General features: G+C 66.6%; 30 protein-coding genes. 15 read left to right on the top strand and 15 right to left on the bottom strand.

Translation table 11 applies throughout. The features are described 5' to 3' along the window. The first annotated feature begins 27 nt into the window (after positions 1-27). Positions 28-2,376: a TonB-dependent receptor gene (locus QRN13_RS11340; protein ID WP_284877988.1), complete on the top strand. Its 2,349-nt coding sequence runs from the start codon at positions 28-30 to the stop codon at positions 2,374-2,376. 163 nt (positions 2,377-2,539) lie between these two features. Next, positions 2,540-3,229, top strand: coding sequence for a response regulator (locus QRN13_RS11335; protein WP_284877987.1), 690 nt, complete (start codon positions 2,540-2,542; stop codon positions 3,227-3,229). Positions 3,230-3,235: 6 nt separating this feature from the next. Here the strand turns inward: QRN13_RS11335 and QRN13_RS11330 are convergent, their stop codons facing one another. The 3 genes from QRN13_RS11330 to QRN13_RS11320 all read right to left on the bottom strand — a co-directional run bounded on the left by QRN13_RS11330 (position 3,236) and on the right by QRN13_RS11320 (position 4,887). Continuing rightward, on the bottom strand, positions 3,236-3,586 hold the full coding sequence (locus QRN13_RS11330; protein ID WP_174085630.1) for a VOC family protein: 351 nt from the start codon (positions 3,584-3,586) through the stop codon (positions 3,236-3,238). A 61-nt stretch (positions 3,587-3,647) separates the two neighbouring features. Further along, positions 3,648-4,349 carry a helix-turn-helix transcriptional regulator gene (locus QRN13_RS11325; RefSeq protein ID WP_284877986.1) on the bottom strand — a complete coding sequence of 234 codons (702 nt, stop codon included), beginning with the start codon at positions 4,347-4,349 and terminating at the stop codon, positions 3,648-3,650. A gap of 49 nt (positions 4,350-4,398) precedes the next feature. Next, positions 4,399-4,887, bottom strand: coding sequence for a winged helix-turn-helix transcriptional regulator (locus QRN13_RS11320; RefSeq protein WP_284877985.1), 489 nt, complete (start codon positions 4,885-4,887; stop codon positions 4,399-4,401). Positions 4,888-5,067: 180 nt separating this feature from the next. On the opposite strand from QRN13_RS11320, the gene QRN13_RS11315 reads away from it, so the two are divergent. Next, positions 5,068-5,916: a thioesterase family protein gene (locus tag QRN13_RS11315; RefSeq protein ID WP_284877984.1), complete on the top strand. Its 849-nt coding sequence runs from the start codon at positions 5,068-5,070 to the stop codon at positions 5,914-5,916. Between the two features lie 57 nt (positions 5,917-5,973). Further along, the gene (locus QRN13_RS11310) at positions 5,974-6,252 is read left to right on the top strand and encodes a hypothetical protein (protein WP_284877983.1); all 279 of its coding nucleotides are present in this window, start codon (positions 5,974-5,976) and stop codon (positions 6,250-6,252) included. Here the strand turns inward: QRN13_RS11310 and QRN13_RS11305 are convergent, their stop codons facing one another. The 3 genes from QRN13_RS11305 to queC are packed head-to-tail and all read right to left on the bottom strand — an operon-like array spanning position 6,253 to position 7,984. Further along, positions 6,253-6,621: a 6-pyruvoyl trahydropterin synthase family protein gene (locus QRN13_RS11305; protein ID WP_284877982.1), complete on the bottom strand. Its 369-nt coding sequence runs from the start codon at positions 6,619-6,621 to the stop codon at positions 6,253-6,255. Beyond that, positions 6,621-7,256 (bottom strand): 7-carboxy-7-deazaguanine synthase, encoded by a 636-nt coding sequence (queE, locus tag QRN13_RS11300; RefSeq protein WP_284877981.1) that lies wholly within the window; start codon positions 7,254-7,256, stop codon positions 6,621-6,623. The genes QRN13_RS11305 and queE overlap by 1 nt, the downstream gene beginning before the upstream one ends. Beyond that, positions 7,253-7,984, bottom strand: a complete 732-nt coding sequence (gene queC, locus QRN13_RS11295) for a 7-cyano-7-deazaguanine synthase QueC (protein WP_284877980.1) — start codon at positions 7,982-7,984, stop codon at positions 7,253-7,255. Before queC ends, queE begins: the two co-directional genes overlap by 4 nt. Before the next feature lie 192 nt (positions 7,985-8,176). Between queC and QRN13_RS11290 the strand changes: the two genes are divergently transcribed. Continuing rightward, positions 8,177-9,799: a response regulator gene (locus QRN13_RS11290; protein ID WP_284877979.1), complete on the top strand. Its 1,623-nt coding sequence runs from the start codon at positions 8,177-8,179 to the stop codon at positions 9,797-9,799. A 3-nt stretch (positions 9,800-9,802) separates the two neighbouring features. Here the strand turns inward: QRN13_RS11290 and QRN13_RS11285 are convergent, their stop codons facing one another. Next, on the bottom strand, positions 9,803-10,834 hold the full coding sequence (locus QRN13_RS11285; RefSeq protein ID WP_284877978.1) for a ligase-associated DNA damage response exonuclease: 1,032 nt from the start codon (positions 10,832-10,834) through the stop codon (positions 9,803-9,805). A gap of 46 nt (positions 10,835-10,880) precedes the next feature. On the opposite strand from QRN13_RS11285, the gene QRN13_RS11280 reads away from it, so the two are divergent. The 5 genes from QRN13_RS11280 to QRN13_RS11260 all read left to right on the top strand — a co-directional run bounded on the left by QRN13_RS11280 (position 10,881) and on the right by QRN13_RS11260 (position 13,510). After that, positions 10,881-11,381, top strand: a complete 501-nt coding sequence (locus tag QRN13_RS11280; protein WP_284877977.1) for a PaaI family thioesterase — start codon at positions 10,881-10,883, stop codon at positions 11,379-11,381. After that, positions 11,378-11,773 (top strand): PaaI family thioesterase, encoded by a 396-nt coding sequence (locus QRN13_RS11275; RefSeq protein WP_153923570.1) that lies wholly within the window; start codon positions 11,378-11,380, stop codon positions 11,771-11,773. The genes QRN13_RS11280 and QRN13_RS11275 overlap by 4 nt, the downstream gene beginning before the upstream one ends. A gap of 176 nt (positions 11,774-11,949) precedes the next feature. Then, positions 11,950-12,300 carry a hypothetical protein gene (locus QRN13_RS11270; RefSeq protein WP_039246411.1) on the top strand — a complete coding sequence of 117 codons (351 nt, stop codon included), beginning with the start codon at positions 11,950-11,952 and terminating at the stop codon, positions 12,298-12,300. 91 nt (positions 12,301-12,391) lie between these two features. After that, positions 12,392-12,832, top strand: a complete 441-nt coding sequence (locus tag QRN13_RS11265) for a hypothetical protein (protein WP_137721253.1) — start codon at positions 12,392-12,394, stop codon at positions 12,830-12,832. Positions 12,833-12,874: 42 nt separating this feature from the next. Continuing rightward, positions 12,875-13,510, top strand: a complete 636-nt coding sequence (locus QRN13_RS11260) for a S24 family peptidase (RefSeq protein WP_284877976.1) — start codon at positions 12,875-12,877, stop codon at positions 13,508-13,510. A 61-nt stretch (positions 13,511-13,571) separates the two neighbouring features. Here the strand turns inward: QRN13_RS11260 and QRN13_RS11255 are convergent, their stop codons facing one another. From QRN13_RS11255 to QRN13_RS11230, 6 genes are all read right to left on the bottom strand, one after another. Next, positions 13,572-14,045, bottom strand: a complete 474-nt coding sequence (locus QRN13_RS11255) for an SH3 domain-containing protein (protein ID WP_039246408.1) — start codon at positions 14,043-14,045, stop codon at positions 13,572-13,574. A gap of 77 nt (positions 14,046-14,122) precedes the next feature. Then, entirely contained in the window at positions 14,123-14,512 is a 390-nt protein-coding gene (locus tag QRN13_RS11250; RefSeq protein ID WP_284877975.1) for a hypothetical protein, read from the bottom strand. Positions 14,513-14,572: 60 nt separating this feature from the next. Then, entirely contained in the window at positions 14,573-16,255 is a 1,683-nt protein-coding gene (locus QRN13_RS11245) for a lysine--tRNA ligase (RefSeq protein ID WP_284877974.1), read from the bottom strand. A 41-nt stretch (positions 16,256-16,296) separates the two neighbouring features. Then, positions 16,297-16,641 carry a RidA family protein gene (locus QRN13_RS11240; RefSeq protein ID WP_017504571.1) on the bottom strand — a complete coding sequence of 115 codons (345 nt, stop codon included), beginning with the start codon at positions 16,639-16,641 and terminating at the stop codon, positions 16,297-16,299. Between the two features lie 61 nt (positions 16,642-16,702). Then, positions 16,703-17,179: a hypothetical protein gene (locus QRN13_RS11235; protein ID WP_284877973.1), complete on the bottom strand. Its 477-nt coding sequence runs from the start codon at positions 17,177-17,179 to the stop codon at positions 16,703-16,705. Between the two features lie 41 nt (positions 17,180-17,220). Continuing rightward, positions 17,221-17,670, bottom strand: a complete 450-nt coding sequence (locus tag QRN13_RS11230) for an Lrp/AsnC family transcriptional regulator (protein WP_284877972.1) — start codon at positions 17,668-17,670, stop codon at positions 17,221-17,223. A 135-nt stretch (positions 17,671-17,805) separates the two neighbouring features. On the opposite strand from QRN13_RS11230, the gene QRN13_RS11225 reads away from it, so the two are divergent. Further along, a complete protein-coding gene (locus tag QRN13_RS11225; protein ID WP_284877971.1) occupies positions 17,806-19,092 on the top strand; it encodes a D-amino acid dehydrogenase in 1,287 nt (428 codons plus the stop codon). Between the two features lie 345 nt (positions 19,093-19,437). Further along, positions 19,438-20,523, top strand: a complete 1,086-nt coding sequence (gene queA, locus QRN13_RS11220; protein WP_284877970.1) for a tRNA preQ1(34) S-adenosylmethionine ribosyltransferase-isomerase QueA — start codon at positions 19,438-19,440, stop codon at positions 20,521-20,523. 7 nt (positions 20,524-20,530) lie between these two features. Here queA and pdxH read toward each other — a convergent pair whose 3' ends face one another. Continuing rightward, positions 20,531-21,205 (bottom strand): pyridoxamine 5'-phosphate oxidase, encoded by a 675-nt coding sequence (gene pdxH / locus QRN13_RS11215; RefSeq protein WP_153923602.1) that lies wholly within the window; start codon positions 21,203-21,205, stop codon positions 20,531-20,533. Positions 21,206-21,315: 110 nt separating this feature from the next. Between pdxH and QRN13_RS11210 the strand changes: the two genes are divergently transcribed. From QRN13_RS11210 to QRN13_RS11200, 3 genes are all read left to right on the top strand, one after another. Beyond that, positions 21,316-22,062, top strand: a complete 747-nt coding sequence (locus tag QRN13_RS11210; protein WP_284877969.1) for a J domain-containing protein — start codon at positions 21,316-21,318, stop codon at positions 22,060-22,062. A gap of 9 nt (positions 22,063-22,071) precedes the next feature. Further along, positions 22,072-23,157: a chorismate synthase gene (gene aroC / locus QRN13_RS11205; RefSeq protein ID WP_284877968.1), complete on the top strand. Its 1,086-nt coding sequence runs from the start codon at positions 22,072-22,074 to the stop codon at positions 23,155-23,157. Positions 23,158-23,385: 228 nt separating this feature from the next. Continuing rightward, on the top strand, positions 23,386-23,727 hold the full coding sequence (locus QRN13_RS11200) for a VOC family protein (protein ID WP_284877967.1): 342 nt from the start codon (positions 23,386-23,388) through the stop codon (positions 23,725-23,727). A gap of 3 nt (positions 23,728-23,730) precedes the next feature. Here the strand turns inward: QRN13_RS11200 and QRN13_RS11195 are convergent, their stop codons facing one another. Further along, complete coding sequence (locus QRN13_RS11195) at positions 23,731-24,507, bottom strand: hypothetical protein (RefSeq protein WP_284877966.1); 777 nt, start codon at positions 24,505-24,507, stop codon at positions 23,731-23,733. Positions 24,508-24,526 lie beyond the last annotated feature (19 nt).

The following is a 24,526-nucleotide window of genomic DNA, read 5'->3' as shown; positions in this document are numbered from 1 at the left end:
CCCGCCCCGACTAAGCAGGGGATAAAAATGCATCGTCAGACCAAACTGCGCCTTCAGCTGCTGCTGGGGACCGCCCTTCTCGCCGCGCCCGTTTCCGCCTTCGCCCAAACCGCGCCGGTCCAGACCGCTCCGGTTCAGACCGCGCCGACGGCCGCCAGCGCCGAGCCGGCCGGTCTTGACGACATCGTCGTGACCGCCACCAAGCGGGAAACCAACCTGCAGGACACGCCGATCTCGATCTCGGTCGTCAACGCCGAAGCCCTGGCCGATCGCCACGTGCAGAGCCTGATGGACCTGGCCGACGGCAGCGTCCCCAGCCTGCGCATCGCCACCTTCGAGGCCCGTCAGTCCGCCCTGACCATCGGCATCCGCGGCATCGTGCCGAACGACGCCAACCAGCCCGCGCGTGAGCAGGGCGTCGGCGTCTATGTCGATGGCGTCTATCTGGCCCGCCAGCACGGCCTCGCCGCCGCCCTGCTCGACATCGAGCGCGTCGAAGTCCTGAAGGGGCCGCAAGGCACCCTGTTCGGCCGCAACACTGAAGGCGGCGCCCTGTCGCTGGTGACCAAGAAGCCCACGGGCGTGTTCGGCATGCGCGCCATCGCCGGTGTCGGCAATCTGGAGTCCTACAACTCCGAACTGCACGTTGATTTCCCGGCCCTCGGCGACTTCGCCTTCAAGGTCGACGGCATCATTTCGGTCCAGGGTCCGGTGACTGAGAACATCTTGCCGGGACAGACAGGGTTTGGCGAATATGACCGTCGCGGCCTTCGCTTCCAGACGCGCTGGACGCCCGCCGAAAACTTCACCGCCACCCTGGCGGCGGACATCAGCAAGGATAAGAACACCCCGTTCTACAGCCAGCTGCTGAACTTCAACCCGAACGGCCTGACCGTCGTGCCGTTCACCTCGGCTACGGTTCCCTCGGGCAGCATCCGCGCCCTGTCGCCCCTGGTGCAGGTCGAGGGCTCCAACCGCATGACGCAGGCCGACATCGGCGTGCCTCAGCAGTTCAGCGTCGACGACACGCGCGGCATGGACCTGCACCTGTCGTATCGCCCGACCGACTCGCTTGAAATTCGCTCGATCACGGCCTACCGCGATCTGGACGTCGAACAGTACGACAACATCGCCGGCGCCCACCGTCCGCCGGTCGTCGGCCCGAACGGCCGCTTCAGCCGCTATTCGCTGGCCGGCTTCTGGCAGCATCAGTTCAGCCAGGAACTGCAGGCCGTCGGTTCGCTGGGCGACAGCATCGACTATGTCGGCGGCGTCTTCTACTTCAAGGAAACGGTGTCCGACGACGCCGCCACGCCCTCGACCAACCAATGGAATGCCGACGGCACGGGCTACACCATCCTGGACCCCACCCCGACGATCCGTGGCTTCCGCTCGCTGGACCGCGCCTCGACGGCCCATTCGGAATCCAAGGCCATCTACGGCCAGGCGACCTGGACCCCGGCCAGCATGGACGCCCTGCACCTGACGGTCGGCGGCCGCTACACCTGGGACGACAAGGACGGCAAGCTGGAGGTCGTCAACAACGCCGCCACCAACCTGACCTTCAGCTCCAAGGTCGATCGCTTCGACCCGCTGGTCACCCTGGCTTATGACGTCAGCAGCAACATCAACGTCTACGGCAAGTATTCGACCGGCTACCGCGCCGGCGGCGCCTCCTCGCGCTCGCTGACCTACCGCTCGTTCGATCCCGAAGAGGTCAAGGCCTACGAAGTCGGCGTCAAGAGCGATCTGTTCGATCGTCGCGTCCGCCTGAACGCCGCCGTCTACGCCATGGACCGCACGGACAGCCAGATCGACTTCAGCCTGGTCACCGTCCAAGGCGCTTCGACCCGCAACACCCTGGAAACGATCAACGCGCCGGGCACTACGAAAATCCGCGGCGTCGAACTGGAAGGGCAGTTCCGGGCGAGCGACAACCTGACCCTGTCGGCCTCCTACGCCTATACGGACGCCAAGGTTCCGGACACGATCAACCCGTTCAACGGCCAGGTGCAGCAGGTCTTCATCGCCTATACGCCTGAGAACGCCGGCAGCGTCGCCGCCGACTGGAACTCGCCCTTCATGGGCGCGACCCTGAAGGCGCACATCGACGCCAACTACGCCGATGCGGCCCACAGCTTCGAGCAGTTCGCGATCAAGGCCGACTCGTCCTTCGTCGTGAACGCCCGCGTCGCCATCGCCGACATCACGACCCGCGACGGCGGTCCGCTGCTGGAAGTGGCCCTGTGGTCGCGCAACCTGCTGGACGAGACCTACGTCTATCGCCGCGATCCGTCGAACCGGAACACCCTGGGCGACTACGGCAACTTCAACAATCCGCGCACCTTCGGCATCGAGCTGCGCGCCTCCTACTAAGCGTTCCTCCCGAACGACCGACTGCCCCCTTCCGCCTTGGCGGGAGGGGGTTTTTCTTCGTCTGCGTGAAGGCTTTGCGACGGCGATATGAAACTTCACCGCAGCCGTCCGGTTTTGCTGGACGACGCGACGATCTGGCGCGATGGCGGCTTTCGGAGACGCCATGAGCAGCCTGATCCTGATCGCCGATGACGCCGCCGAGGGCGTCGAAATCCTGGACGCCGCCCTGCGTCGGGACGGCTTTCGCACCGTCGTCGCCGCCGACGGCCAGCAGGCGGCCGACCTGCATGCATCGCTCAAACCCGATCTTGCCCTGCTCAGCGTCCGCCTGCCTGTGCGCGACGGCTGGGATGTGCTGGGCGAACTGCGTCGGCGCGGCGAAACGCCCGTCATCATGGTCGGCGAGCGGGACGAGGCCACAGACAAACTGCAGGCGCTGCGGATCGGGGCGGACGACTATATCGGCAAGCCGTTCAAGCCGGCCGAGGTCACGGCCTCGATCCAGACCATCCTGCGACGAAGCGGCGGCGGCCGGACCGCCAAGACCCTGCACGTCGGTCCGCTGGAGGTGCAGTTGGAAAACTATCTGGCGGCGATCCTGACGCCGTCGGGCAAGCGCCGTCTCGACCTGACCCTGACGGAGTTCCGCATTTTGGCCCACATGGCCCGCACGCCCCTGCGCGTCTTCAGCCGCAGCGAGATCATGCAGGCCTGCTTCCCCAATCAGGCGGTGCTGGAACGCACGATCGACAGCCACGTCAGCCACCTGCGCCGCAAGCTGGACGCCGCAGACGCCGCCGGCCTGCTGACCAATGTGCGCGGGGTCGGATACCGGCTCGAAGCCGAGGTCTGACCGCGCTCACGCCGCGACGGCATAGACCCTAAGCCGATGGCCGTCCGGATCGCCCGCTACGAAGCTGCGGCCCGGCGCGGCGTCCGTCGGCGGCGTCAGAATGCGCGCGCCACGATCCCACCAGTCGATATGCGCCTGATCCACCGCCTCGGCGCCCTCCAGCGGAAAGTCGACCTCGCACACCTCGCGCCGATCGCCGGCACGCCGCAGCAGCCCCAGCGCCCGCCCCGACGTCAGCTTGAACAAGGCCCGGTCCGGTCCCGCCATCACCGGCCGACAACCCAGCAGGCTGGCATAAAAGCGCGCGCTGATTTCCGGATCCGCGACGGCCAGAAGAATGTCCTCGATCTCGCTCATCAGCCCGGCCCCTTGTGTTTCCAACACTTCGAACCCTAGCCTTCGCTGCTGCCAGTTTCCGTCAGCATCCGTCGCCCGACCGCGATCTTTCATGCGCCTCGCGCCAGGTCTTCATCAGCGCCTGGCGACGCGTCGGATAGCGCGCCTCCATTACCTCCGCCTCGACGATGCGATCGGTGCGGAAACTGCGGAAATCACCGCGCAGTTCGCACCAGGCGATCAGCAATCGCACCCGATCGAAGAAGGCCAGGGCGAACGGCCAGACGACACGCTCGGACGCCGACCCCGCCTCGTCGCGGTAACACAGCTTCAGCCGCCGCTCGGTGCGGATCGCCTTCCTGAGCAAGGCCGGATCGACCCAATCCGCCGGGAACGGCTCTCCCGGCACGACAAGCAGGGCCGACGTGTCCATCTCGTCGCGCAGATCGGGCGGCAACACCGCCGAAATCCGTCCCAGCGCCGCCAGCGCCGCATCGCGCATCCGCGGATCGGCGCGGTCCGCCACCCAGCGCGACCCCAGCACCAGGGCCTCGATCTCCTCCGGTGTGAACATCAGCGGCGGCAGCATGAAGCCCGGCTTCAGCACATAGCCGACACCCGCCTCCCCTTCGATCGTCGCCCCTTGCGCCTGCAGGCTGGCGATGTCGCGGTAAAGCGTCCGCAGACTGACGCCCATCTCCTCGGCCAACATCTGCCCGCTCACAGGCCGACGATGCCGCCGCAGGACGTTCAGCAGATCGAGAAGGCGTTCGGAGCGTGACACCCCGCGATCCTAGCAGCCCTGCTGCCAGAAAGCGTCAGCAGGAACAGACCTAGGCCGCTTCCTTGGGCATCACATCGCCGACTGTCGGCCGGTTCTCCGCGCGGGTCAGGGCGATATCTCTGGGTTTGACGATTTCGCCGCAGCAGCCGCACGCGATGCGCGGGGTCAGAGAATGGCCGCAGGTCTTGTGGACCATGTCGATGCCGCTGTCGGCGTCGCCATAGACGTGCTTGTTGCCCCAGCCGTGCAAGGTCACCAGAACGCCGCACAGATCCTTGCCCTTGGGGGTCAGGACATATTCGTTGCGCGGTGGGCGTTCGGAATACAGGCGCGGCTCCAGCACGCCGTGCTGGACCAGGCTTTTGAGCCGGGCGGCCAGGACGTTGCGCGCCACGCCCAGATTGTCCTGCCACTGCTCGAACCGGCTGACGCCGTTGAAGGCGTCGCGAATGACCAGCAGGGTCCAGGGATCGCCGATCACCTCAAGCGTGGCGGCGATGGAGCAGCTTTGGCGGCTGTAGTCGGCGGTGCGTCCCATAGGCGCGAAAGTGACGCCGCGTCAGGCATTTGGCAAGGGTTGCAAATCCGAACGCTCCAAGTCAGTCTTGTTTCGCAACGGACGTGCGAGCCTCCCGGTTCGCCGCCTTGTTCCTTGGACTTCGGCGGGAGATCTTCATCAGGTCTTCCGCCGCTTCTTCGCCTGACGCAGGATTGCGCAATGACGCCGCCCATTTCCCTCGACGCCGCCCTTGCGTTCCAAATCCTCGACGACGGCGGTTTGTCCGCGCCCGTGCCGGGTCATTTTTCAAATGGCCCATCGAGCATGACGCCGGAGAAGGGCTTTCCGTTCGGCGGGCTGCTGGCGGCCCTGTGCGCTCAGTCGATGCGACAGGGACTGGCGCTGACCGCGCCCCTTCGAACCCTGTCGGTCCAATATCTGTCAGCGGCAAGGTTCGGCGAACAGGTCGCCTTTCGCCCTCGCCTGCTGCGCGGCGGCCGCAATGTTCTGTATGCCGCGGTCGAGGCCGAGCAGGACGGGCGCATGACCCACCACGCCACCGGCACCTATGGGCTGGACGCCGCGCCGGCACCGCTGACGCCGTTGCACGCGTCGCCGCCGCCGCTGGATAGGCTGGACCCCAAGGCCACCATACGAGGGCCGATGTCGCCGCACTTCGCCCAGCACGTCGAATACCGCTTCGACGGCGGCCCCAACATCCTGGGCGGCAATGAGGGCAAGCCGGTGATCGAGCGCACCTGGATGCGGATGGCCGACGGCCGGCCCTTGGATGAGGTCGGCCTGTGCTACCTGCTGGACGCGCTGTACCCGCCCGCCTGGACCGCGTCCAAGACGCCAGCCGCCATGACCACCGTCGATCTGCGCATCGACATCCTGACCGATCCAACGCCACAGACCGCGCCGGACGGCTGGGCCTTCTTCGAGTTCAGGATGCTGGACCTCGGCCTGGGCTGGACCGTGGACGAGGCGACCGCCTGGGGCGCCGATGGAAGCCCGCTGGCCCTGTCGCGCCAGCGTCGCAAACTGCTGCCGCAACGTCCGGCCTGAAGTCAGCCCTCATTCATGATTATCGGCGACTATTCCAAATCTCTGGAGCCGTCCCTCATGCGTCGTCGAAATCGCCTCGTTTCCGTCTCTCAAATCGTCGTCGTTCTGGGCGGCTGTCTGATGCTTCAGGGCTGTCTGGTCGGCGCGGTCGTCGGCGGGACCGCTGCGGTCGTCGGCGGCACAGCCAAGGCCACCGGCGCGGTGGTCGGCGCCGGCTTCGACGCCGTCACCACCTCGGACGAGGAAACCAAATTGCGCCGCGAACGCGAACAGCGCGACTATGAGCGCGAGCAACGTCGCTGCGAACAGCGCCAGCGTCAGGGCAAACGCTGCTGATTAGAGACTCAGCACGCACCGCTCGTTGATCGTGGGCCGCGCCACCTGAATTCGGCAAAGGCCCGGCCACTGGGGCTCAAGGGTCTTGGCGAACCACAGGCACAGGTTCTCCAGACTGGGCAGTTCCAGCCCTTCGTGCTCGTTCAGCATGCCATGATCCAGCGTCTCGGCCGCCGCCTTCAGCGCCCGGTCCAGCGCGCCCAAGTCCGCGACCCAGCCGTGTTCGACATCCAGCACCTCGGACCGCACCGTCGCCTCGACCGTGAAGGAATGGCCGTGAACGCGGCGATAGATGCTGCCCTCGGGCTCGTTCGGGAAGTGGTGGGCGGCGTCGAAGGTCGCCTGTTTGGTGATCTCGAAGACGGGCATTAGCGGACGCCGATGTATTTGTGGGTCTGGACGCTCAGGCGCCACTGCGGGTGGGTCAGGCAGTATTCGATGGCGGCGGCGGTGTTTTGCACTTGGTCCGGACCGTCCATCGGCTGAAGCCAGAACCGTTCGAAATCCAGATGCTCGAACCGATCGGGCATGGCCTTGGGCTGGGGAAAGACCAGTTTCAGCTCGGCCCCGCGCGTCTGCACCACATCCGCATCGGCCTTGGGACTGATGCAGATCCAGTCGACGCCGTCCGGCGCTGCAATGGTGCCGTTCGATTCGATGGCGATCTCGAAACCGCGCGCATGCAGCGCGTCGATCAGCGGCGCATCTAGTTGCAGCAAGGGCTCTCCGCCGGTGCAGACCACCAGTTTCGGATCACCTTCGCGCCCGCGCCACATCGCCGCGACGTGATTGGCCAGCAGGTCCGGCGTGGCGAACTTGCCGCCTCCGTCGCCGTCGACGCCCACAAAGTCGGTGTCGCAGAAGGTACAGACGGCGCTGGCCCGATCCTGCTCGCGCCCGCTCCACAGATTGCAGCCGGCGAATCGCAGGAAGACCGCCGGCCGCCCCGCCTGTCCGCCCTCGCCCTGAACCGTCAGGAACACTTCCTTGGCCGAATAGGTCATCGCCCCGACGCCCATTCGTCATAGCCGGCCGCGCGCAGTTCGCAGGCCGGGCAAGACCCGCAGCCATAGCCCCAGGCGTGCCGATGCGTCCGGTCGCCCAGATAGCAGGTATGGCTATCCTCGATGATCAGATCGATCAGCCTGTCGCCGCCGATCCTGTCCGCAAGGTCCCAGGTTTGGGCCTTGGTCAACCACATCAGGGGCGTGTCGATGACGACCGGCTTATCCAGCCCCAGCGACAGCGCCTGCGCCATCGCCTCCATCGTCTCGTGACGACAGTCCGGATAACCCGAGTAGTCCGTCTCGCACATGCCGCCGACCAGGACTTCCAGCCCTCGCCGATCCGCCAGCGCCGCCGCTGCGACCAAGAAGATCAGATTGCGACCCGGCACGAACGTGGTCGGCAGGCCCCGCGCGTCCATTTCGATCTTGCGGTCGGCGGTCAGGGCGCTCTCGGCGATCCGGCCGTATCCGGTCAGGTCCACCACATGGTCATCGCCCAGGCGATCGGCCCACTGCGGCAGGGCCGCCTTCATTCCGTCGCGCACCGCCTGACGCGCCTGCATCTCCACCAGATGGCGCTGGCCATAGTCGAACCCGACCGTCTCCACCCGCTCGAACCGCTCCAGCGCCCAGGCCAGGCAGGTCGCGCTGTCCTGCCCGCCGGAGAACAGAACCAGGGCCGTCTTGCTAGCGGTGGGGGAGGTCTTTTCCAGGATGACGCTCATGACGAATCTGCGGTCGGCCGTTTAGCCGCGCGCATGCACAAAGAGATGGAGACCCAGATGGGTCGGGCGGGCCTCATACACCAGACCCCGCCCGTGAGCAAAAAAGGCGGATTTGCGTCTTGGAAGATACGGCTTAACTAATCCGCAAGCGATTTGGGCTTTTACTCACAATGAGTAGGAGTTCCAGGCAGTATGCCGACCATCGAGACCCTTTCCGAGCGTCCAAAGCCGGTTGCGCCGACGACTCTCGGCTGCGAGGTTCTGGCGCGTTTTGAATGCGAGCCGGATACGCTGGTCATTCCCGTGGTCGATGGCGACCGCCCCGTCGGCCTGGTCGAACGCACCGCCTTCCTTCAGAAAATCGCCGCCCGCTTCGGCCACGCCCTTTACGATCTGCGCCCCATCACCTTCGCCATGGATGCCGAACCGGCCGTGGTCGAGGCCGGCGTCCGCATCGACGCTTTTTGCGACATCATGCTGAAGGGCGGTCCGGCCGCCCTGCTGCGCGGCTTCATCGTCACCAAGAACGGCGCCTATTGGGGCGTGGGCACCGCCGCCACCCTGTTGCAGGCCGTCAACACGCGTCAGCGCGAGCAAAATGCGGAACTGGCCGAACAGGCTGCGATCCTCAGCGACACCCGCGCCCAGGCCATCGCCGCCGCCCGCGCCAAGAGCCAGTTCTTGGCCATCATGAGCCACGAACTGCGCACGCCCATGAACGGCGTGCTGGCCGTCGCCGAACTGCTGCGCCGCCAGCCGTTGAATACGGCGGCTCAGGCGCACGTCCAGACCATCGTCGACTCGTCCGAGACCCTGCTGCGCATCCTCCAGGATGCGGTGGACCTGTCCAAGGCCGAGGCCGGCGAACTGGAACTGAAGACCGAGCCGACCGCCCTGCGCGCCATCATGGACGACATTCAGTCGATGTGGGAGCCGCGCGCCTCTCAGGACGGCGTGACCCTGCTCGTCGGCTACGAAGGCGACACCGAACTGGCGGCCGTCATCGACGGCATGCGCCTGAAGCAGGTGTTCAACAACCTGATCGGCAATGCGCTGAAGTTCGCCCGCAACGGCGTGGTCGAGGCGGGCCTCAAGGCCTGGGTCGAGGGCGATCGCATCCGTATGGAAGCCCGCATTCGCGACGACGGCCCGGGCGTCGAGCCGGAACGCGTCGATTCCATCTTCGAGCCCTTCGTTCACGGCTCCGGCCCCGACGGCGCCGGCTTGGGCCTTTCGATCTGTCGTCAGGTCATCGACCGGATGGACGGCCGGATTTGGGCCGAAAACAACAAGGGACGCGGCGCCACCTTCGCCTTCGACCTGACCGCGCCCCGCGCTGTGGTCGAGGCGGAAGCGCAATCGAACGTGTCGGATCTGTCGGGCCTGGACCTGAAATCCGCGCCGCACATCCTGATCGTCGACGACAACGCTACCAACCGCGTCGTCGCCCAAGCGCTGTGCGAGATGTTCGGCTGCAGTTCCGAACTGGCCGAAGACGGCCTCGAGGCGCTTCAGGCCGTTCAGGAAAGCCGCTACGACCTGGTCCTGATGGACATCAAGATGCCGCGGATGGACGGGGTTCAGGCGACACAAGCTATTCGCGCCCTGCCCGGCGCCGTCGGCCGCGTGCCGATCGTGGCCCTGACTGCGAATGCGGACCCCGAAGACGCCAAACACTATCTCTCGATCGGCATGGCCGCCGTGGTTGAAAAGCCGATCAAGCCCGAACGCCTGCGGATGGCGATGAACGCCGCCATCTCCGCCGCTCACGAAGCCGCACAAGAGCAGGACCAGTCCGGTCGCGCCGTCGCCTGATCGTCAGTCCGGACGAACGTCCAGCGCCTCTTCGTCCTCTTCGTCGTAGCCGACCAGACGCAGGGCCCTCGCCTTTTGCCCGTTGATCTCGGCCCAGCGCAGCAAACCCTCCTCGCGGCCGTGAGTGATCCAGATTTCCTCTGGCCTGATCTCGGTAAAGGTCGCGGTCAGCTCGTTCCAGTCGGCATGATCCGACACGACCAACGGCAGTTCCACGCCGCGCTGGCGCGCCCGCGCCTTCACCCCCATCCAGCCTGACGCAAAGCCCGTGACCGGATCGGCGAACCGACGCGCCCATCGATCCTGGATGGCGGACGGCGGTGCGATGGCGACCTCTCCGCCCAGCGCATTCTTGGGCAGGTCACGGGTCGGCGCCAGCGGGCCCAGATCGACTCCTTCTCTTTCGTATAGAGCGTTCAGCCGCTCCAGCGCCCCGTGGACATAGATGGTGCGGTCCCATCCGGCTTCGCGCAGCAGACGGATGATCCGCTGCGCCTTGCCCAGCGCATAGGCGCCGACCAGATGCGCCCGCTCGGGAAACTGTCCCAGCGAACGCACCAGCCGCCCGACCTCCTCCTCCGCCGGCGGATGGCTGAAGACCGGCAGGCCGAACGTCGCCTCCGAGATGAAGACGTGGCAGGGCACAGGCTCGAACGGCGCACAGGTCGGATCGCGGCGGCGCTTATAGTCGCCGGACACGACCATGATCAGCCCCTTCCAGCGCACCTCGACCTGGGCCGAGCCCAACACATGGCCGGCAGGCGCCAATCTGAGATCGACCCCATTGATCGCGGTCGCCTCGCCGTATTCCACCGATTGGGGCTGCAGCGTGAAATCCGCGCCATAACGTTCAGCCATGATCGCCAGGGTCTGGCGCGTCGCGAGCACCGCCCCGTGACCGGCGCGCGCGTGGTCGGCATGGCCGTGCGTGATGACGGCGCGATCCACCGGCCGAACCGGGTCGATGTAGAAATCTCCCGGCGGGCAGTAGAGGCCGGCGGGCGTGGGATGCAGCAGGTCTTCGGGGCGGATCATCTTGCGGTAACGCTCTCGACGCCGTCGGGTCGCCACCCCATAGAGGATGACCCCGAAAATCGGCACAACAGGTTCAGTCCGCACGATGCACGAGAGTTTCCTGACCACAATCCTGCCGCAACTGGCCGCCGGCGCCGCCCACACCGGCGCCTTGGGCTTCACCTTCGACGGCCTGCACGATGGCGAGCCCCGTATTCGCGTGCCGTGGCGCGAGGACTTGGTCGGCGATCCCGATAGCGGCGTCTTCGCGGGCGGGCTGGTGACGACCTTGCTGGATCATATCGGCGGCCTGGCCGTGTGGACCGCGATGGACGCCTTCCAGCCCATCGCCACCCTGGATCTGCGCGTCGACTACATGCGCGCCGCAAGACCGCGTCAGGACCTGCTGGCCCAAGGCCTATGCTACCGGCTGACGCCCAGCATCGCCTTCGTGCGCGCCTGGGCCTTCGAGGACGATCCCGCCGATCCGGTCGCCGCAGCGCAAGCCGCCTATATCCTCAACCAGACCCGCGAGCGGGCGCCCCATGCAAAAGGAGCGGCGGCATGACCGACATCCTGAACCGCATGCCCTACGCTCGCTTTCTTGGCCTTCAGACCTTGGTCAGCGGCGACGAAGTTACCGTCATCATGCCCTTCGACGACAAGTTGATCGGCAATCCTATGCTGCCCGCCCTGCACGGCGGGTCTACAGCCGCCCTTCTGGAAATGACGGCGATGGCTCAGGTTGCGCTCAGCTTTCCTGGTCCGCGACTGCCCCGCCCGATCAATGTCACGGTCGCCTATCTGCGCACCGGCAGACCGATCGACGTCTTCGCGCGTGCTCGCATCAGCCGGGCGGGTCGTCGCGTCGCCCATGTGCACGCGGAGGCCTGGCAGGAAGAACGTCAACAGCCTATTGCGTCCCTTACCGCACACTTCCTGCTGGACAACCAGGACTGATCACCGCGCCCTAGCGCGCTGATTCGCGCCGACTTCTTGCTATGACTGGCTTTCAACGCCGTGCTTAAGGCGGCGCTTCAACGCGCGATTGTCGATATGGTAAAGATTGCTCTACCAAACAGGGTTAAGACGTGATAACCATACGGTTCTTGTAAACCTGTCTTTGAGGGGCTTTCATGGACCGCACTGAAGTCGTCACCAGCGTTGCTGGCGATCTGCATGCTACCGAACTCGCGATCGACGCCGCGATCACCCAGGCGACCACGCTGGTTCAATCCTTCATCGGCGCTCGCGCCGCCCTGTCGCTGTCGCCGGTCTCCGGCACGATGTCGCAAGCCAAGGCCATGGAAACGATCGCCGCCCTCTCGGCCGCCCGTGAATCCATCGTGGCCTGCCACGCCGAGCTGCAAAAAGATCACCGCCGCCTCGGCTTCGGCACCTACGCCGCCGGCCCGGTCGCCAAGCCCGACGATTGGCTGGACCCGAAATCGGCCCTGACGCCGACGCACCTGCATCGCGTCGCGTGAATTCTTGGTAAGCTTGGCTTACCGAGATTTCAGTTTGAACTGACTTCGGTCATTATCGCCCCCGTGCATTTCTGCGCGGGGGCGATTTGTCATGCTCAACATCGCTTATGCCATCGTCGGCGCCGTATTCATGGTCGGCATGGCGCTGTTCGCCTTTTTGAAGGGCAACTCAGCCGAGCGGATCGGCGCGGGCGCCTATCTGTTCGCGTGGTTTGCAACCATTGTGATGCAGGAGAACAGCGGATTTCGCGGTGTGCCGCTGGGCATGTTCTTGGTCGATCTTGTACTTCTGATCGTCTTCGTAGGCATCAGCTGGCGTTATCGACAGTCGTGGCCCGTGTGGGCCAGCGGACTGCAACTGATCGCAGTGATGTCCCATGTCATGAGCCTGACCGGACAACGCGTGATGGTCGGATCGCTTTATACGGTCGTGAACATGATTGGTTATCTGATCATCGGCTGCATCATCATCGGCACATTCTATGCTTGGCAAGAGCGCCGCGCGGCGGCGTTGATAGGTAGAAATTCCTAGCATCTAATCGTATTCTCGCGGCGAATCGATCGCCGGAACACCATGCCGCTATCCCACGCCAAGCTTTGGAAGGCCGTCGACGCCCTAGCGCGGCGTGAGGGTCTGACACCGTCGGGCTTGGCGCGGCGGGCCGGTCTGGATGCAACGAGCTTCAATCCGTCAAAACGCTTTGGGCCCGGTGATCCGCCGCGTCCACGCTGGCCCTCGACTGAGAGCATGACGCTGGTGCTTCAGGCGACGGGCCTGTCGCTGTCGGAATTTGCGGTGTTGGCCGAAGACGCACCGGAGGCGCCGACCAGCGTGCCATTGCTGGGTCTGGCCAAGGCGGGTCAGGACGGTTTCTTCGACGATGCAGGCCTGCCGGTCGGTGAAGGTTGGGATCAGACCGACCTGCCGCGCGCCAAGGACACCCTGTTCAGCCTCCAGATCACCGGCGATTCGATGTCGCCTCTCTATCGCGAAGGCGATCGCGTCATCGTCGATCAGGAAGCGACGCAGGTGCGGCGGGGCGACCGTGTCGTCGCCCGCCTGACCAGCGGAGAAACCGTGGCCAAGGAGGTCACCAGCCTGACCAGCCGCGCCGTCACCCTGGCCTCGATCAATCCCGATTACCCGCCAAGGATCGTGCCCCGGCGTGAGATCGAATGGATAGCCCGCATCCTTTGGGTCAGCCAGTGACGCGCAGCAAAAACCCCGCCCGGCGAACCGGACGAGGCTTTCGAACAATGGCGAACTGAACTCAGTTGGCCGTGACGTAGTGGGCGTTCACCCAACCGCCGCCTGCGATCTGCACCCATTCACCCTGTGAACCAATGGCGGTGAAGGGCTGACCGGCCGACAGCGTGCCGGCTTGGCGATAGTTGGTGCCGGGACCGCTGCGGATGCGCAGGTTCGACGAAGCGCGATACTGGGCGCCGCTAGAAGCCGATGCAGCACGGGCGCGTTGCTGGTTGCAGCCGATATAGGAACCGGCTGCGGCGCCGGCGCCGGCGCCGACGATGGTGCCGGCCGTGCGCTCGTTGCGGGCGAGGTTCGAGCCCACCACGCCGCCGACGACGGCGCCGATCAGGGCGCCCGCACGCTGGCGACCGCCAGGTGCGTCACAGTTGGTCACGCCGTTGGCCTGAGCCTGGGCGGACATCGGGGCGGCGGTCACCATGGCGGCCAAGGCGGCAGCGGTGGCCAGACCGGTCTTGAAAATCTTGTTCGACATAACTCTTCTCCTGTCAGCGCGTTTGCCGATGAGGGGAGAATGCACGGGCGAACCTGAAGGCTCCCGGAGCTTCGCCGTTATTTTCCGTTCATCTTGGCCATGCGCGCAGACTGGCGGCGGGCGACAAATCGTCTGGCGATATCGATGTCGCGTTCGATGAAATGTTTGCGGCGCACGAACTGGAAGTCCAGCACGCGGGCCCACAGATGGAGCATGCGGTCGTTTGTCACGAAAACCGTCACCGCCTCGACCGGCGGCGGCGTCCCCCAAGCCTCAGCCAGCTTCGCCAGATGCTGGACTGTGGCGTCTTCGGTCATGGGTTCGCATTCGACGATCCAGTCCCAGCTGCAGAGCTCAGGCCTTTGCGTGATCAGATCGACCGTCGCTTTCAGCACGCGGTCGGCTGACCCGGCCGAGACCAGGTCGAGCATCAGGACCCTGTTCGCCTCGTCGATCTCGTAACGCAACCTCGCCTCCCCCGGCTACGTCCCTTTAGGAGAGCATCACGCAACAACCCTGACGCAAGGTCAAGGTTGCGCCAGTTCTCCGTCTGCGCCCGCTTCGATCAGGGCGATCGTCTGCGGCAGACCGTAGATGGCTGCGAACGAACCGAAGCGCGGCCCTTGGCTGGCGCCCAGCAGCACCTCGTAGAGCGCGCCGAACCATGCCCGCAGCGGCTCGAATTCATGCGCTTTGCCGACCGCATAGACGTCGTTCTGGATCAGTTCGCCATCGGTAGTGTCGGCCGGCAGCGCCTTCAGCCGTTCGGCCAGGTCCAGCAGCGCCGCCTTCTCCTTGTCGTCCGGCAGGCGATATGACTTCGAGGGCTTCACGAAGTCCTCGTAGTAGTTCAGCGCGTGGTCCATCAGCCGGTCCAGCAGGGGCTCGTTCTGCGGCGTGGCTTCAGGCAGGTATTTGGCGAAATAGGCCCACAGCTGATCCTTGGTCGAGGCGTTGGCCACGCCGACCAGGTTCAGAAGCAGGGCGAAGGACACCGGCGACGTGTGGGTCGGCGGATCGCCCGCATGGATCGACCAGACGGCGTTGTCGATCCGCTTGGCCGGCTCCTGGGTCTTGTAGCTTTCGATGAAGGCCAGATAGTCGTCGATGGCGCGCGGAATGACATTGAAGTGCAGGCTCTTGGCCGACTTCGGCGACTGGAACATGTACCACGACAGGCTCTCGGGCGTGCCATAGCGCAGCCACTCGTCCATCGTCAGGCCGTTGCCCTTGGACTTGGAGATTTTCTTGCCCTCGATGTCGAGGAAGAGCTCGTAGTTGAAACCCTCAGGCGGTGTGCCGCCCAACGCGCGGCAGACCTTGGAGCTTTCGCGCACGCTCTCGATCAGGTCCTTGCCCGACATCTCGTAGTCGATGTCCAGCGCGACCCAGCGCATGGCCCAGTCGGGCTTCCATTGCAGCTTCACATGACCGCCCGTGACCGGCACCTCGGTGCGGTTGCCCGGTTCGCCGGCGGGGTCTTCGAAGGTGATCGTGCCCTTCTCGACGTTGCGCGCCAGGGTCGGGACCTGCAGCACATGGCCGGTGATCGGGCTGACGGGCAGGAAGGGCGAATAGGTGGCGCGGCGCTCCTCGCCCAGCGTCGGCAGCATGATGGCCTGGACCGCGTCGAACCGTTCCAGAAGCGTCAGCAGCGTCGCGTCAAACCGGCCCGACTTGTAGGTCTCGGTCGATGACATGAATTCATAGTCGAAGCCGAAGCTGTCGAGGAAGGCGCGCAGGCGGGCATTGTTGTGCGCGCCGAAGCTGTCGTGGGTGCCGAAGGGATCGCGCACCCGCGTCAGGGATAGATGCAGGTCCTCGCGCAGCATCTCCGGGTTCGGGACGCCCTCCGGCACCTTGCGCAGGCCGTCCATGTCGTCGGAGAAGGCGATCAGGCGCGTGGGCCAGTGGTCGCCCGTCAGGGCGCGAAAGGCGTTGCGCACCATGGTGGTGCGGGCGACCTCGCCGAAGGTGCCCATGTGCGGCAGGCCCGACGGGCCATAGCCGGTCTCCAGGATCACCGGGCGCTGCAAGGCGGGAAAGGCCGCCAGGGCTTCATCCGCCTTGCCGGCGTCGATCAGGGCGCGCGCTTCGGCTCGTTCGGCCTCGCCCAGCCGTTTCTTCAGAACATGGGCCAGCAGGTTGCGGGCTTGTTCGAAGGGCCAGGACTTGGCCTCGCGGGCGAGGGTTTCGAGGTTCTGAAGCATGGCGGCGGTTTGCAGTCTGCATCCCGCCCGGTCAACCGCGATCAGGCTTTGGCGGCGATTACGATGATCTCGACCTTGTAGTCGGGCGACGCGAGCCGGCTTTCGCCCGTGGCGCGGGCCGGCGGGTTGGCGGTGTCGACCCAGGCGTCCCAGACGCCGTTCATCGCCTCGAAGTCGGCGATATCCGCCAGCCAAATCTGGGCCATCAGGATCTTGGACTTGTCGCTGCCGGCTTCGGCCAGCAGGGCCTCGATCTCCGCCAGCGCCGTTCGGGTCTGCGTCGCCACGTCGTCGCCGGGTTCGCCGACCTGGCCCGACAGATAGATGGTGTCGCCGTGGACGACGGCCTCGCTCATGCGGGCGCCGGGCTGGATGCGGGTGATCATGGGCTAGGGTCCTTCGAAAACGTCCCTCACCTATCGCCGCCGGGGCCCGGCTGTCGAGCGGCTAGCGGCGGTTGAACCGCGAGACGGTCAGGCCGACGACCAATGCGCCGGCGCCGACGATCAAGGCGTCCTCGATCAGGCCGCTCTTGGTCTGGCCGATGCGGGCCATGGCCTTCTTGCGCCCCGAAAGGGTCAGATAGGCCAGCGGCACGGCCGTGCCGACCGCCAGGCCGGCGCCCAGCTTCTCCTTGCCACGCGGAGCCAGGGCTGCGCCGGCGATGCCCGCGCTCATGACCCGCGCCAATAGGCCCAGGAAGTCGGTGCGATCGGGCGCGGTCTTCATCTTGTCGCCCAGCAGTTCGCCGACACCCATGGCCAGGGCGCCGAACTTGAACAGCGGCCGGTTCAGCAGGAAGACGCGGCCGGGCAAGGGCTTGTGCGCCAGTTCGGCGGTGGCGAGGGCCGCCATCGGGGTCATGGAACGGGCGCTGGCGACAGCGCCGATGAGGGCGGACGGGAGGAGGTCGAGGGCTTTCATGCCGCCACAACACTCGACCGGGCCGGAAGGTTCAGCCCGCTTCACCCGCGCGCCGCCAGGACATTGCGGATCGCCAGGCTGGAGTGGATGCGCGACACCCCCGGCAGACGCGACAGGACGTCCTTGTGGATCACCTCATAGGCGGCGATGTCGGGCGCGACCGCGCGGACGATGTAGTCGGCCTCGCCCGCCATCAGATAGCAGTCGCGGATTTCCGGGTGGTTGCGGACGGCCGCCTCAAACCGGCGCATGTGGTCGTCAGTCTGCTTCTCCAGCGTGATCTCAACATAGGCGACGACGCCGTCGTCGCTGTCGTTGGCCAGGACGGCGGCATAGCCCCGGATCACCCCGCGCTCTTCCAGCCGCCGCACGCGCCGCAGGCAGGCGGAAGGCGACAGACCGACGACGGAGGCCAGGTCCGCATTGCTGATACGCCCGTCGGCGCGGAGCCGTTGAAGGAGACGCTGGTCGAGGGGATCGAGCAGGGACACAAGTTTCCACCATTCAGCCGCAGATTATTGCGTAAGACTTCTATCAGCGACCGATCCTTGCGCAAACAGGCAGGATCGTCGATCCATGCGGCGCTAGCTTGCGACGAATAACAACATTGGGCTTGGGAACGTCACATGCGGGTTCTGGTGCTTGGGTCGGGCGTCATCGGCGTCACCACCGCCTGGTATCTCAGCCAGGCCGGGCATGAGGTCACGGTGGTGGATCGGCAGGCCGGTCCGGCGCTGGAAACCAGCTTCGCCAACGCCGCGCAGATTTCGCCGGGTTATTCCGCGCCCTGGGCTGCGCCGTCGATCCCGGTCAAGGCGATGAAGTGGCTGCTGATGCGCCACGCCCCGCTGATCGTGCGCCCGCGTCTGGACATGGCTATGGTGCGCTGGACCATCGCCATGCTGCGCAACTGCACCCATGACCGCTATGCGCTGAACAAGAGCCGGATGGTGCGTCTGGCCGAATACAGCCGCGACCAGATCGACCTGCTGCGCCGCGAAACCGGCATCACCTATGATGGTCGCCAGCAGGGCACGCTGCAGCTGTTCCGCACTGAAAAGCAGCTGGCCGACGTGCACAAGGACGTCGATGTGCTGAAGGCCGCCGGCGTGCCGTGCGAGGTTCTGGACCGCGCGGGCTGTATCGCGGCCGAGCCGGGCCTGGCCGCCTCAGACGTCGATTTCGTAGGAGGTCTGCGTCTGCCGCATGACGAGACCGGCGACTGCTTCCTGTTCACCAACGCCCTGGCGAAGCTGGCGGCGGAGCGCGGCGTGGTTTTCCACACCGGGACCGAGATCCAGTCGATCACGATGACGGACGGTCGCGCGACCGGCGCCATGACCAGCAAGGGCGCCATGACGGCCGATCTGGTGATCCTGGCGCTCGGCTCCTATTCGCCGATGATGGCCAAGCCGTTGGGCCTCGATCTGCCCGTCTATCCGGTGAAGGGCTATTCGATCACGGCGAAAATCGTGAACGAAGACCGGGCGCCCGTCTCCACCGTGATGGACGAGAGCTACAAGGTGGCGATCACGCGCCTGGGCGACCGCATCCGCGTGGGCGGCATGGCGGAACTGTCGGGATACAACAACACCCTGCCCGCCGTCCGTCGCGAGACCCTGGCCCATTCGGTCGGCAGCCTGTTTCCGGGCGGCGGCGATCTGGCGGGGGCCAGCTATTGGTCGGGCCTGCGTCCGATGACGCCGGACGGCACGCCGGTGATCGGCGCGACCAAGGTTCCGGGGCTTTATCTGAACACCGGCCACGGCACCCTGGGTTGGACCATGGCGTGCGGCTCGGCGCGGGTTCTGGCCGACATGGTCGACGGCAAGGCGCCCGAGATCGAGACCCGCGACCTGTCGCTGAACCGCTATGGCGCCTGGGCCGGGGCGTTCGCGCCTGGCTACAGCTGAGATCAGACGTCGGCGGGAAATTTTACCGTCTAAAGAGACTAATTCGTCTAATCGCGCGGCGGCGGGGCCTTCGGCTGCGGACGGCAATTCACCGTCTAAAGTGTCTAATTCGTCCAATCTGGCGCCATCATCCGGGTGAGGCGCAGGCGGGATTTCGCCGTCCCTTCCGCCTGAACTTACGCTGTCAAAGATCCAAAGCCAGTCTAGCACGCGGCCGGGGCGCGGTCGGTTAAACGCCGTTCGGGCGCGAAAACCCGTTGTGAATCAGACAGCGGCGCGCCGACGATGCGCTGGCACCACGCCGCAGCGTGGCGCGGCGCGTCGGAGCCCCCTATAGAGCGCGCGATGAAGACCGCCGATTTCGATTTCGACCTGCCCGAAGACCGGATTGCGTTGCGCCCGGCCGATCCGCGCGATTCCGCACGGCTGCTGGTGGTGAAAGGCGGCGCGCTGGAAGACCGGGTCATTCGCGATCTGCCGGACTTCCTGCAGCCGGGCGACGCCCTGGTGTTTAACGATACGCGGGTCATTCCCGCCCGTCTGTCGGGCGTGCGTCAGCGGATCGGGGCCGAGGGCGAAACCCTGACGGTCGAGGTGGAGGCGACGCTGCATCATCGCGACGCGCCCGACGTCTGGTCCGCCTTCATGAAGCCGGGCAAGCGGATCAAGCCGGGGGATCGGATCCGGTTCGGAAACGCGAGCGACGCCGCCTGCGACCTTGGTCGTTTGGACGCGACGGTGACGGCCAAGGGGGAAGACGGGCTGATCACCCTGACCTTCGACCTGGCGGGACCGCCGCTGGACGACGCGATCCGTGATGTCGGGGTCATGCCCCTGCCGCCCTATATCGCCGCCAAACGGCCCGAGGACGACCGCGACCGGTCAGACTATCAGACCGTGTTCGCCGAGCATGACGGTTCGGTTGCGGCGCCGACGGCGGGGCTGCATTTCACCCCTGCCCTGCTGGACGCCATCCGCGCCAAGGGTGTCTCGACCCATGCGGTGACGCTGCATGTCGGGGCCGGCACCTTCCTGCCGGTCAAGGCCGACGACCTAGCCGACCACAAGATGCACAGCGAATGGGGCGAGGTGTCGCCTGAAACCGCCGCCGCCCTGAACGCCGTCCATGCAAAGGGCGGGCGCATCGTCTGCGTCGGCACCACCTCCCTACGGCTGCTGGAAAGCGCGACGTCCGAGGACGGCGAGATCAAACCCTTCCACGGCGACACGGCCATCTTCATCACGCCGGGCTATCGGTTCCGGGCGGTCGATGTGCTGATGACCAACTTCCACCTGCCGAAATCGACGCTGTTCATGCTGGTCAGCGCTTTTGCGGGCACGGCGACGATGAAGGCGGCCTATGCCCATGCGGTCGCCGACGGCTATCGCTTCTATTCCTACGGCGACGGGTCGCTGCTGTTCCGCGACTGATCGCGGGTCAGGGCCAGAGGCGGCCCGAGCGCCAGGCCTCGCCGTCGCGGTCGAACCGCAGTCGGTCGTGCAGGCGGAACGGGCGATCGCGCCAGAACTCGACCGAGCGCGGCACGACGCGCCAGCCGGTCCAGTGGGATGGGCGCGGCACCTCCTGACCATCGAAGCGCGCGGTTTCACGACCCACGGCCTCTTCCAGCACGGTGCGATCCGACAGGGGGCGGGACTGGTCCGAGGCCCAGGCGCCGATGCGGCTTTCGCGCGCGCGGCTGGCGAAATAGGCGTCGGCCTCGGCCGGCGTGACCGGCTCGACCGCGCCGCGCACCCGCACCTGGCGGCGCAGGGATTTCCAGTGGAAGGTCAAAGCGGCGGCCGCGCAACCGGCCAGTTCGACGCCCTTGGCGCTCTCGCTGTTCGAATAGAAGGTGAAGCCCCGCGCATCGACGTCCTTCAGCAGGACGATCCGCGCATCGGGCAGGCCGTCGGCGTCGATGGTCGACAGGGTCATGGCGTTGGGATCATTCGGCTCGTGCGCCCTCGCGTCCGCCAGCCATTCGACGAACAGGCCGATGGGTTCGGGCCGGTCGAAGATGGTCTCGTCACCATTGGCGGCCAGGGCGGCGGCATAGTCGCGGGCGTATTCCTCACGCGACGGGCTGGGCGGGATCACGGATGCGGTCATGCGAATGATGTAGTCGGTGCAGGCGCGGCTGGGAATGATCGAGGTCAAAAACGGGCGTATCGCCGTCAGGGTTAACCGCCCATTGACCCTGATGCGCGAACGGTGACGGCATGAGCGCACCTGTTTCGATTTCAGATGTGTCCGGCGTCCGAGAGGCCTTGTCGATCCTGGGCCTGGAAACGGATGTGCGCGGCGATGTCGATGCGTCGACGCTGAAGGCCGCGTTCCGCACGGCGGTGAAGGCGGCGCGGCCGGATCAGGCGGGCGGCGACGCCGAGCGGTTCCGGCGCGTGATCGCGGCCTATCGGCTGATCCAGGCGCATCAGCCCCCTCGCCCCGCCCTGTCGGCGCCCGCCGCGCGACCCGCGCCGGCGCCGGTTCTGGTGCTGTCGCCGATGCAGGCCCTGGCCGGGGGTCAGGTCGAGGTGCGGCTGGGCGCGCGCACCGTGCGGGTCACGGCGCCCAAGGGCCTGCGCAGCGGCGATCATCTGCGGCTGAGACGCGGGGCGGCGGACGGGAGCGATCTCTATCTGTCGGTGTTGATCCGACCCGAGGACGGGCTGTCGGTCGTCGGCGACGACCTGTTCATGACCTGGGCCGTCGAGCGCCGCCTGATGGCCGACGGCGGGCGGGTCGAGATCGAGACCCCTGTCGGCACGCGCTCGGCCTGGATCACCGCCGACATGGCCGCGCCGGTGCGGGTGCGGCTGAAGGACCTGGGCCTGCCTGCGCGCGGATCGCGGCCGGCCGGGCATCTGTTCGTGACACTGGAGCCGTCGTCCGATGTTCCCTCGGCGGCCGAGGACCTGCTGGTGCGGTTCACGCGGGTCTGGACGCAGGAGCGTCTGGCGGCCTAAGTCGGGGCCATGTCGCACAATACCTTCGGCCATCTGTTTCGCGTGACCACCTGGGGCGAGAGCCACGGGCCGGCGATCGGCTGCGTCGTTGACGGATGCCCGCCGATGATCCCGCTGACCGAGGCGGACCTTCAGCCCTGGCTGGACCAGAGAAAGCCGGGCCGCAGCCGTTTCGTGACCCAGCGCAAGGAAAGCGACACGGCGCGCATCCTGTCGGGCGTGTTCGACGACGGCGACGGACCGGTGACGACGGGCACGCCGATCTCGATCCTGATCGAGAACGAGGACCAGCGGTCAAAGGACTATGGCGAGATCGCCCGCGCCTATCGGCCGGGGCACGCCGACTATGCCTATCAGGCCAAATACGGGGTGCGCGACCACCGGGGCGGCGGTCGATCCTCGGCGCGCGAGACGGCCAGCCGCGTGGCGGCCGGGGCCGTGGCGCGCAAGGTGCTGGGCGACGGGATCAGGATCCGCGCCGGCGTGGTCCAGATCGGCTCGCACCGAGTCGCACCGGACCAGATCGATTTCGACGCCGTCCACACCAATCCGCTGTTCGCCGCCTCGGCCGAGGTCGTGAGCGAGTGGGAGGCCTATCTGGACGGCATCCGCAAGGCGGGATCGTCGGTCGGGGCGGTCGTCGCGCTGGTGGTGACGGGCGTTCCCGCGGGCTGGGGCGCGCCCCTGTACGGCAAGCTGGACGGTGAGCTGGCGGCGGCCCTGATGTCGATCAATGCGGCCAAGGGGGTCGAGATCGGCGCTGGCTTCGAGGCCGCCGAACTGACCGGGGAACAGAACGCCGACGAGATGCGCCTGGACCTGAACAAGCAGCCGGTCTTCCTGTCGAACAAGGCGGGCGGCGTGCTGGGCGGCATTTCGACGGGCCAGCCGGTGACGGCGCGGGTGGCGTTCAAGCCGACCTCCTCCATCCTGACCCTGCGCCAGACGATCACGCGCGACGGCGAAGAGACGGACCTGCGCACCAAGGGTCGTCACGACCCGTGCGTCGCCCTGCGCGCCGTGCCGGTGGTCGAGGCGATGGCCGCCTGCGTGCTGGCCGACGCCTATCTGAGGCACCGCGCCCAGGTCGGCTGATCAGGGTCTTGGTCGGGCCGGGCGCGGGTCCGCGCGATCGGTGTCGAGCCTCTGCGGCGACTGGATCGGACGCGCCTCGCACCGCATCAAGGCCATCAGGGCCGACAGGCCTGTCGTCATCACGATCATCGCTCGATTCCTGCAACTGCGAACCGTTTGCAGGTTTGCGCATGTCGAGGGCGCGTGCAAGACAAGGGACCGGTGGCGCCCATTTTCAGGAGATCAACCGTGCGTGAAGACGGAAAGCTGGACTACCTCGAACTGCCCGCCGCCAACCTGCCCGCGACCAAGGAATTCTACAGCCAGGCGTTCGGCTGGACCTTCGTGGATTACGGCCCGACCTATGCCGCCTTCGATCAGGGTCTGGACGGCGGGTTCGACGCCGATCAGGCGGATCAGACCAAGATCCCCCTGCCCATCCTGTACGCCCATGACCTGGAAGCCATGCTGGCCAAGGTCGAGGCGGCCGGCGGCCGGATCTTGAAACCGACCTACAGTTTCCCCGGCGGTCGCCGCTTCCACTTCGCCGATCCGGCCGGCACCGAAATGGCCGTCTGGTCCGAGGGCTGAACCCTATTTGACGTCGATGGACTGGCCGATCCGTTCGGCCAGGTCCCGGTCCGCACCCTCGACGCTGGCGATCCAGACGTGGATCTCCTTGGGGTCCGTGGCGCGCTGGAACAGGTGCTCCATCGCCAGACGGCGGCTGCCTTCGGTCACGACGACCGAGGCGCGGCCGCCGGCGCGGACCGTCTCGCCGTCATAGATCGGAAACTGCGACGACGGACCGGCGTAGATCATCAGCAGGGTCTGGTCGCCGCGCTGGACGCGATAGATGTTGGCGTTCGCGCCGGCGCGCGCCGGGGTGACGGTCAGGCCGGTAGGCAGCTGGATGCTGAACGGCAGAGCGGCGATGGCGGCGGCGTTTAAGGCCGCCGGGGCGGGTGCGGCGGCCGGCGGGGTTGCGGCAGGCGCGGTCGTTGTCGGTTGAGGCGTGGTCGCCTGAGGCGCCGCTGTGGTCGGGGCTGGCGTTTGCGGGCGCGTCGTGGCCGCCGGGCTTTGGCCGATGGGCGGCTGGGCCTGGGTCGTGCGCGTTGCGGATGACGCGGCGGGCGCCGGACGCGGCGATGCCGCGGGGGTCTGGCCGATTGGAGGCAAGGCCTGGCTCGTCGCCCGGGCCGGGGCCTGGGTAGGGGCCTGGGGCGGAGCTGCGGTGGAGGCGGCGGGCGGGGTCGCGGAAGGCGGGGCGCTGTTCAGGTCCCGCGTCAGGTTGGAACCGGCGCGCTGCGGCGGAGGCGTCGTCGCCTGTCCGGAAATCACGAGGGCGGCGGCAAGGGCGATCATGGGCATGGGCCGACCATCGCGCGGC

Origin of the sequence: Brevundimonas sp. MEB006b, from assembly GCF_030209705.1 — a bacterium.
Taxonomy (GTDB): domain Bacteria; phylum Pseudomonadota; class Alphaproteobacteria; order Caulobacterales; family Caulobacteraceae; genus Brevundimonas.
This window is presented reverse-complemented; position numbering and strand designations above follow the sequence as displayed.

Excerpts from the sequence above, each read along its gene's own strand:
- QRN13_RS11340 (WP_284877988.1), top strand. The coding sequence starts at position 28 with ATGCATCGTCAGACCAAACTGCGCCTTCAGCTGCTGCTGGGGACCGCC.
- QRN13_RS11335 (WP_284877987.1), top strand. The coding sequence starts at position 2,540 with ATGAGCAGCCTGATCCTGATCGCCGATGACGCCGCCGAGGGCGTCGAA.
- QRN13_RS11330 (WP_174085630.1), bottom strand. The coding sequence starts at position 3,586 with ATGAGCGAGATCGAGGACATTCTTCTGGCCGTCGCGGATCCGGAAATC.
- QRN13_RS11320 (WP_284877985.1), bottom strand. The coding sequence starts at position 4,887 with ATGGGACGCACCGCCGACTACAGCCGCCAAAGCTGCTCCATCGCCGCC.
- QRN13_RS11315 (WP_284877984.1), top strand. The coding sequence starts at position 5,068 with ATGACGCCGCCCATTTCCCTCGACGCCGCCCTTGCGTTCCAAATCCTC.
- QRN13_RS11310 (WP_284877983.1), top strand. The coding sequence starts at position 5,974 with ATGCGTCGTCGAAATCGCCTCGTTTCCGTCTCTCAAATCGTCGTCGTT.
- QRN13_RS11305 (WP_284877982.1), bottom strand. The coding sequence starts at position 6,621 with ATGCCCGTCTTCGAGATCACCAAACAGGCGACCTTCGACGCCGCCCAC.
- queE (WP_284877981.1), bottom strand. The coding sequence starts at position 7,256 with ATGACCTATTCGGCCAAGGAAGTGTTCCTGACGGTTCAGGGCGAGGGC.
- queC (WP_284877980.1), bottom strand. The coding sequence starts at position 7,984 with ATGAGCGTCATCCTGGAAAAGACCTCCCCCACCGCTAGCAAGACGGCC.
- QRN13_RS11290 (WP_284877979.1), top strand. The coding sequence starts at position 8,177 with ATGCCGACCATCGAGACCCTTTCCGAGCGTCCAAAGCCGGTTGCGCCG.
- QRN13_RS11285 (WP_284877978.1), bottom strand. The coding sequence starts at position 10,834 with ATGATCCGCCCCGAAGACCTGCTGCATCCCACGCCCGCCGGCCTCTAC.
- QRN13_RS11280 (WP_284877977.1), top strand. The coding sequence starts at position 10,881 with ATGACCCCGAAAATCGGCACAACAGGTTCAGTCCGCACGATGCACGAG.
- QRN13_RS11275 (WP_153923570.1), top strand. The coding sequence starts at position 11,378 with ATGACCGACATCCTGAACCGCATGCCCTACGCTCGCTTTCTTGGCCTT.
- QRN13_RS11270 (WP_039246411.1), top strand. The coding sequence starts at position 11,950 with ATGGACCGCACTGAAGTCGTCACCAGCGTTGCTGGCGATCTGCATGCT.
- QRN13_RS11265 (WP_137721253.1), top strand. The coding sequence starts at position 12,392 with ATGCTCAACATCGCTTATGCCATCGTCGGCGCCGTATTCATGGTCGGC.
- QRN13_RS11260 (WP_284877976.1), top strand. The coding sequence starts at position 12,875 with ATGCCGCTATCCCACGCCAAGCTTTGGAAGGCCGTCGACGCCCTAGCG.
- QRN13_RS11255 (WP_039246408.1), bottom strand. The coding sequence starts at position 14,045 with ATGTCGAACAAGATTTTCAAGACCGGTCTGGCCACCGCTGCCGCCTTG.
- QRN13_RS11245 (WP_284877974.1), bottom strand. The coding sequence starts at position 16,255 with ATGCTTCAGAACCTCGAAACCCTCGCCCGCGAGGCCAAGTCCTGGCCC.
- QRN13_RS11240 (WP_017504571.1), bottom strand. The coding sequence starts at position 16,641 with ATGATCACCCGCATCCAGCCCGGCGCCCGCATGAGCGAGGCCGTCGTC.
- QRN13_RS11235 (WP_284877973.1), bottom strand. The coding sequence starts at position 17,179 with ATGAAAGCCCTCGACCTCCTCCCGTCCGCCCTCATCGGCGCTGTCGCC.
- QRN13_RS11225 (WP_284877971.1), top strand. The coding sequence starts at position 17,806 with ATGCGGGTTCTGGTGCTTGGGTCGGGCGTCATCGGCGTCACCACCGCC.
- queA (WP_284877970.1), top strand. The coding sequence starts at position 19,438 with ATGAAGACCGCCGATTTCGATTTCGACCTGCCCGAAGACCGGATTGCG.
- pdxH (WP_153923602.1), bottom strand. The coding sequence starts at position 21,205 with ATGACCGCATCCGTGATCCCGCCCAGCCCGTCGCGTGAGGAATACGCC.
- QRN13_RS11210 (WP_284877969.1), top strand. The coding sequence starts at position 21,316 with ATGAGCGCACCTGTTTCGATTTCAGATGTGTCCGGCGTCCGAGAGGCC.
- aroC (WP_284877968.1), top strand. The coding sequence starts at position 22,072 with ATGTCGCACAATACCTTCGGCCATCTGTTTCGCGTGACCACCTGGGGC.
- QRN13_RS11195 (WP_284877966.1), bottom strand. The coding sequence starts at position 24,507 with ATGCCCATGATCGCCCTTGCCGCCGCCCTCGTGATTTCCGGACAGGCG.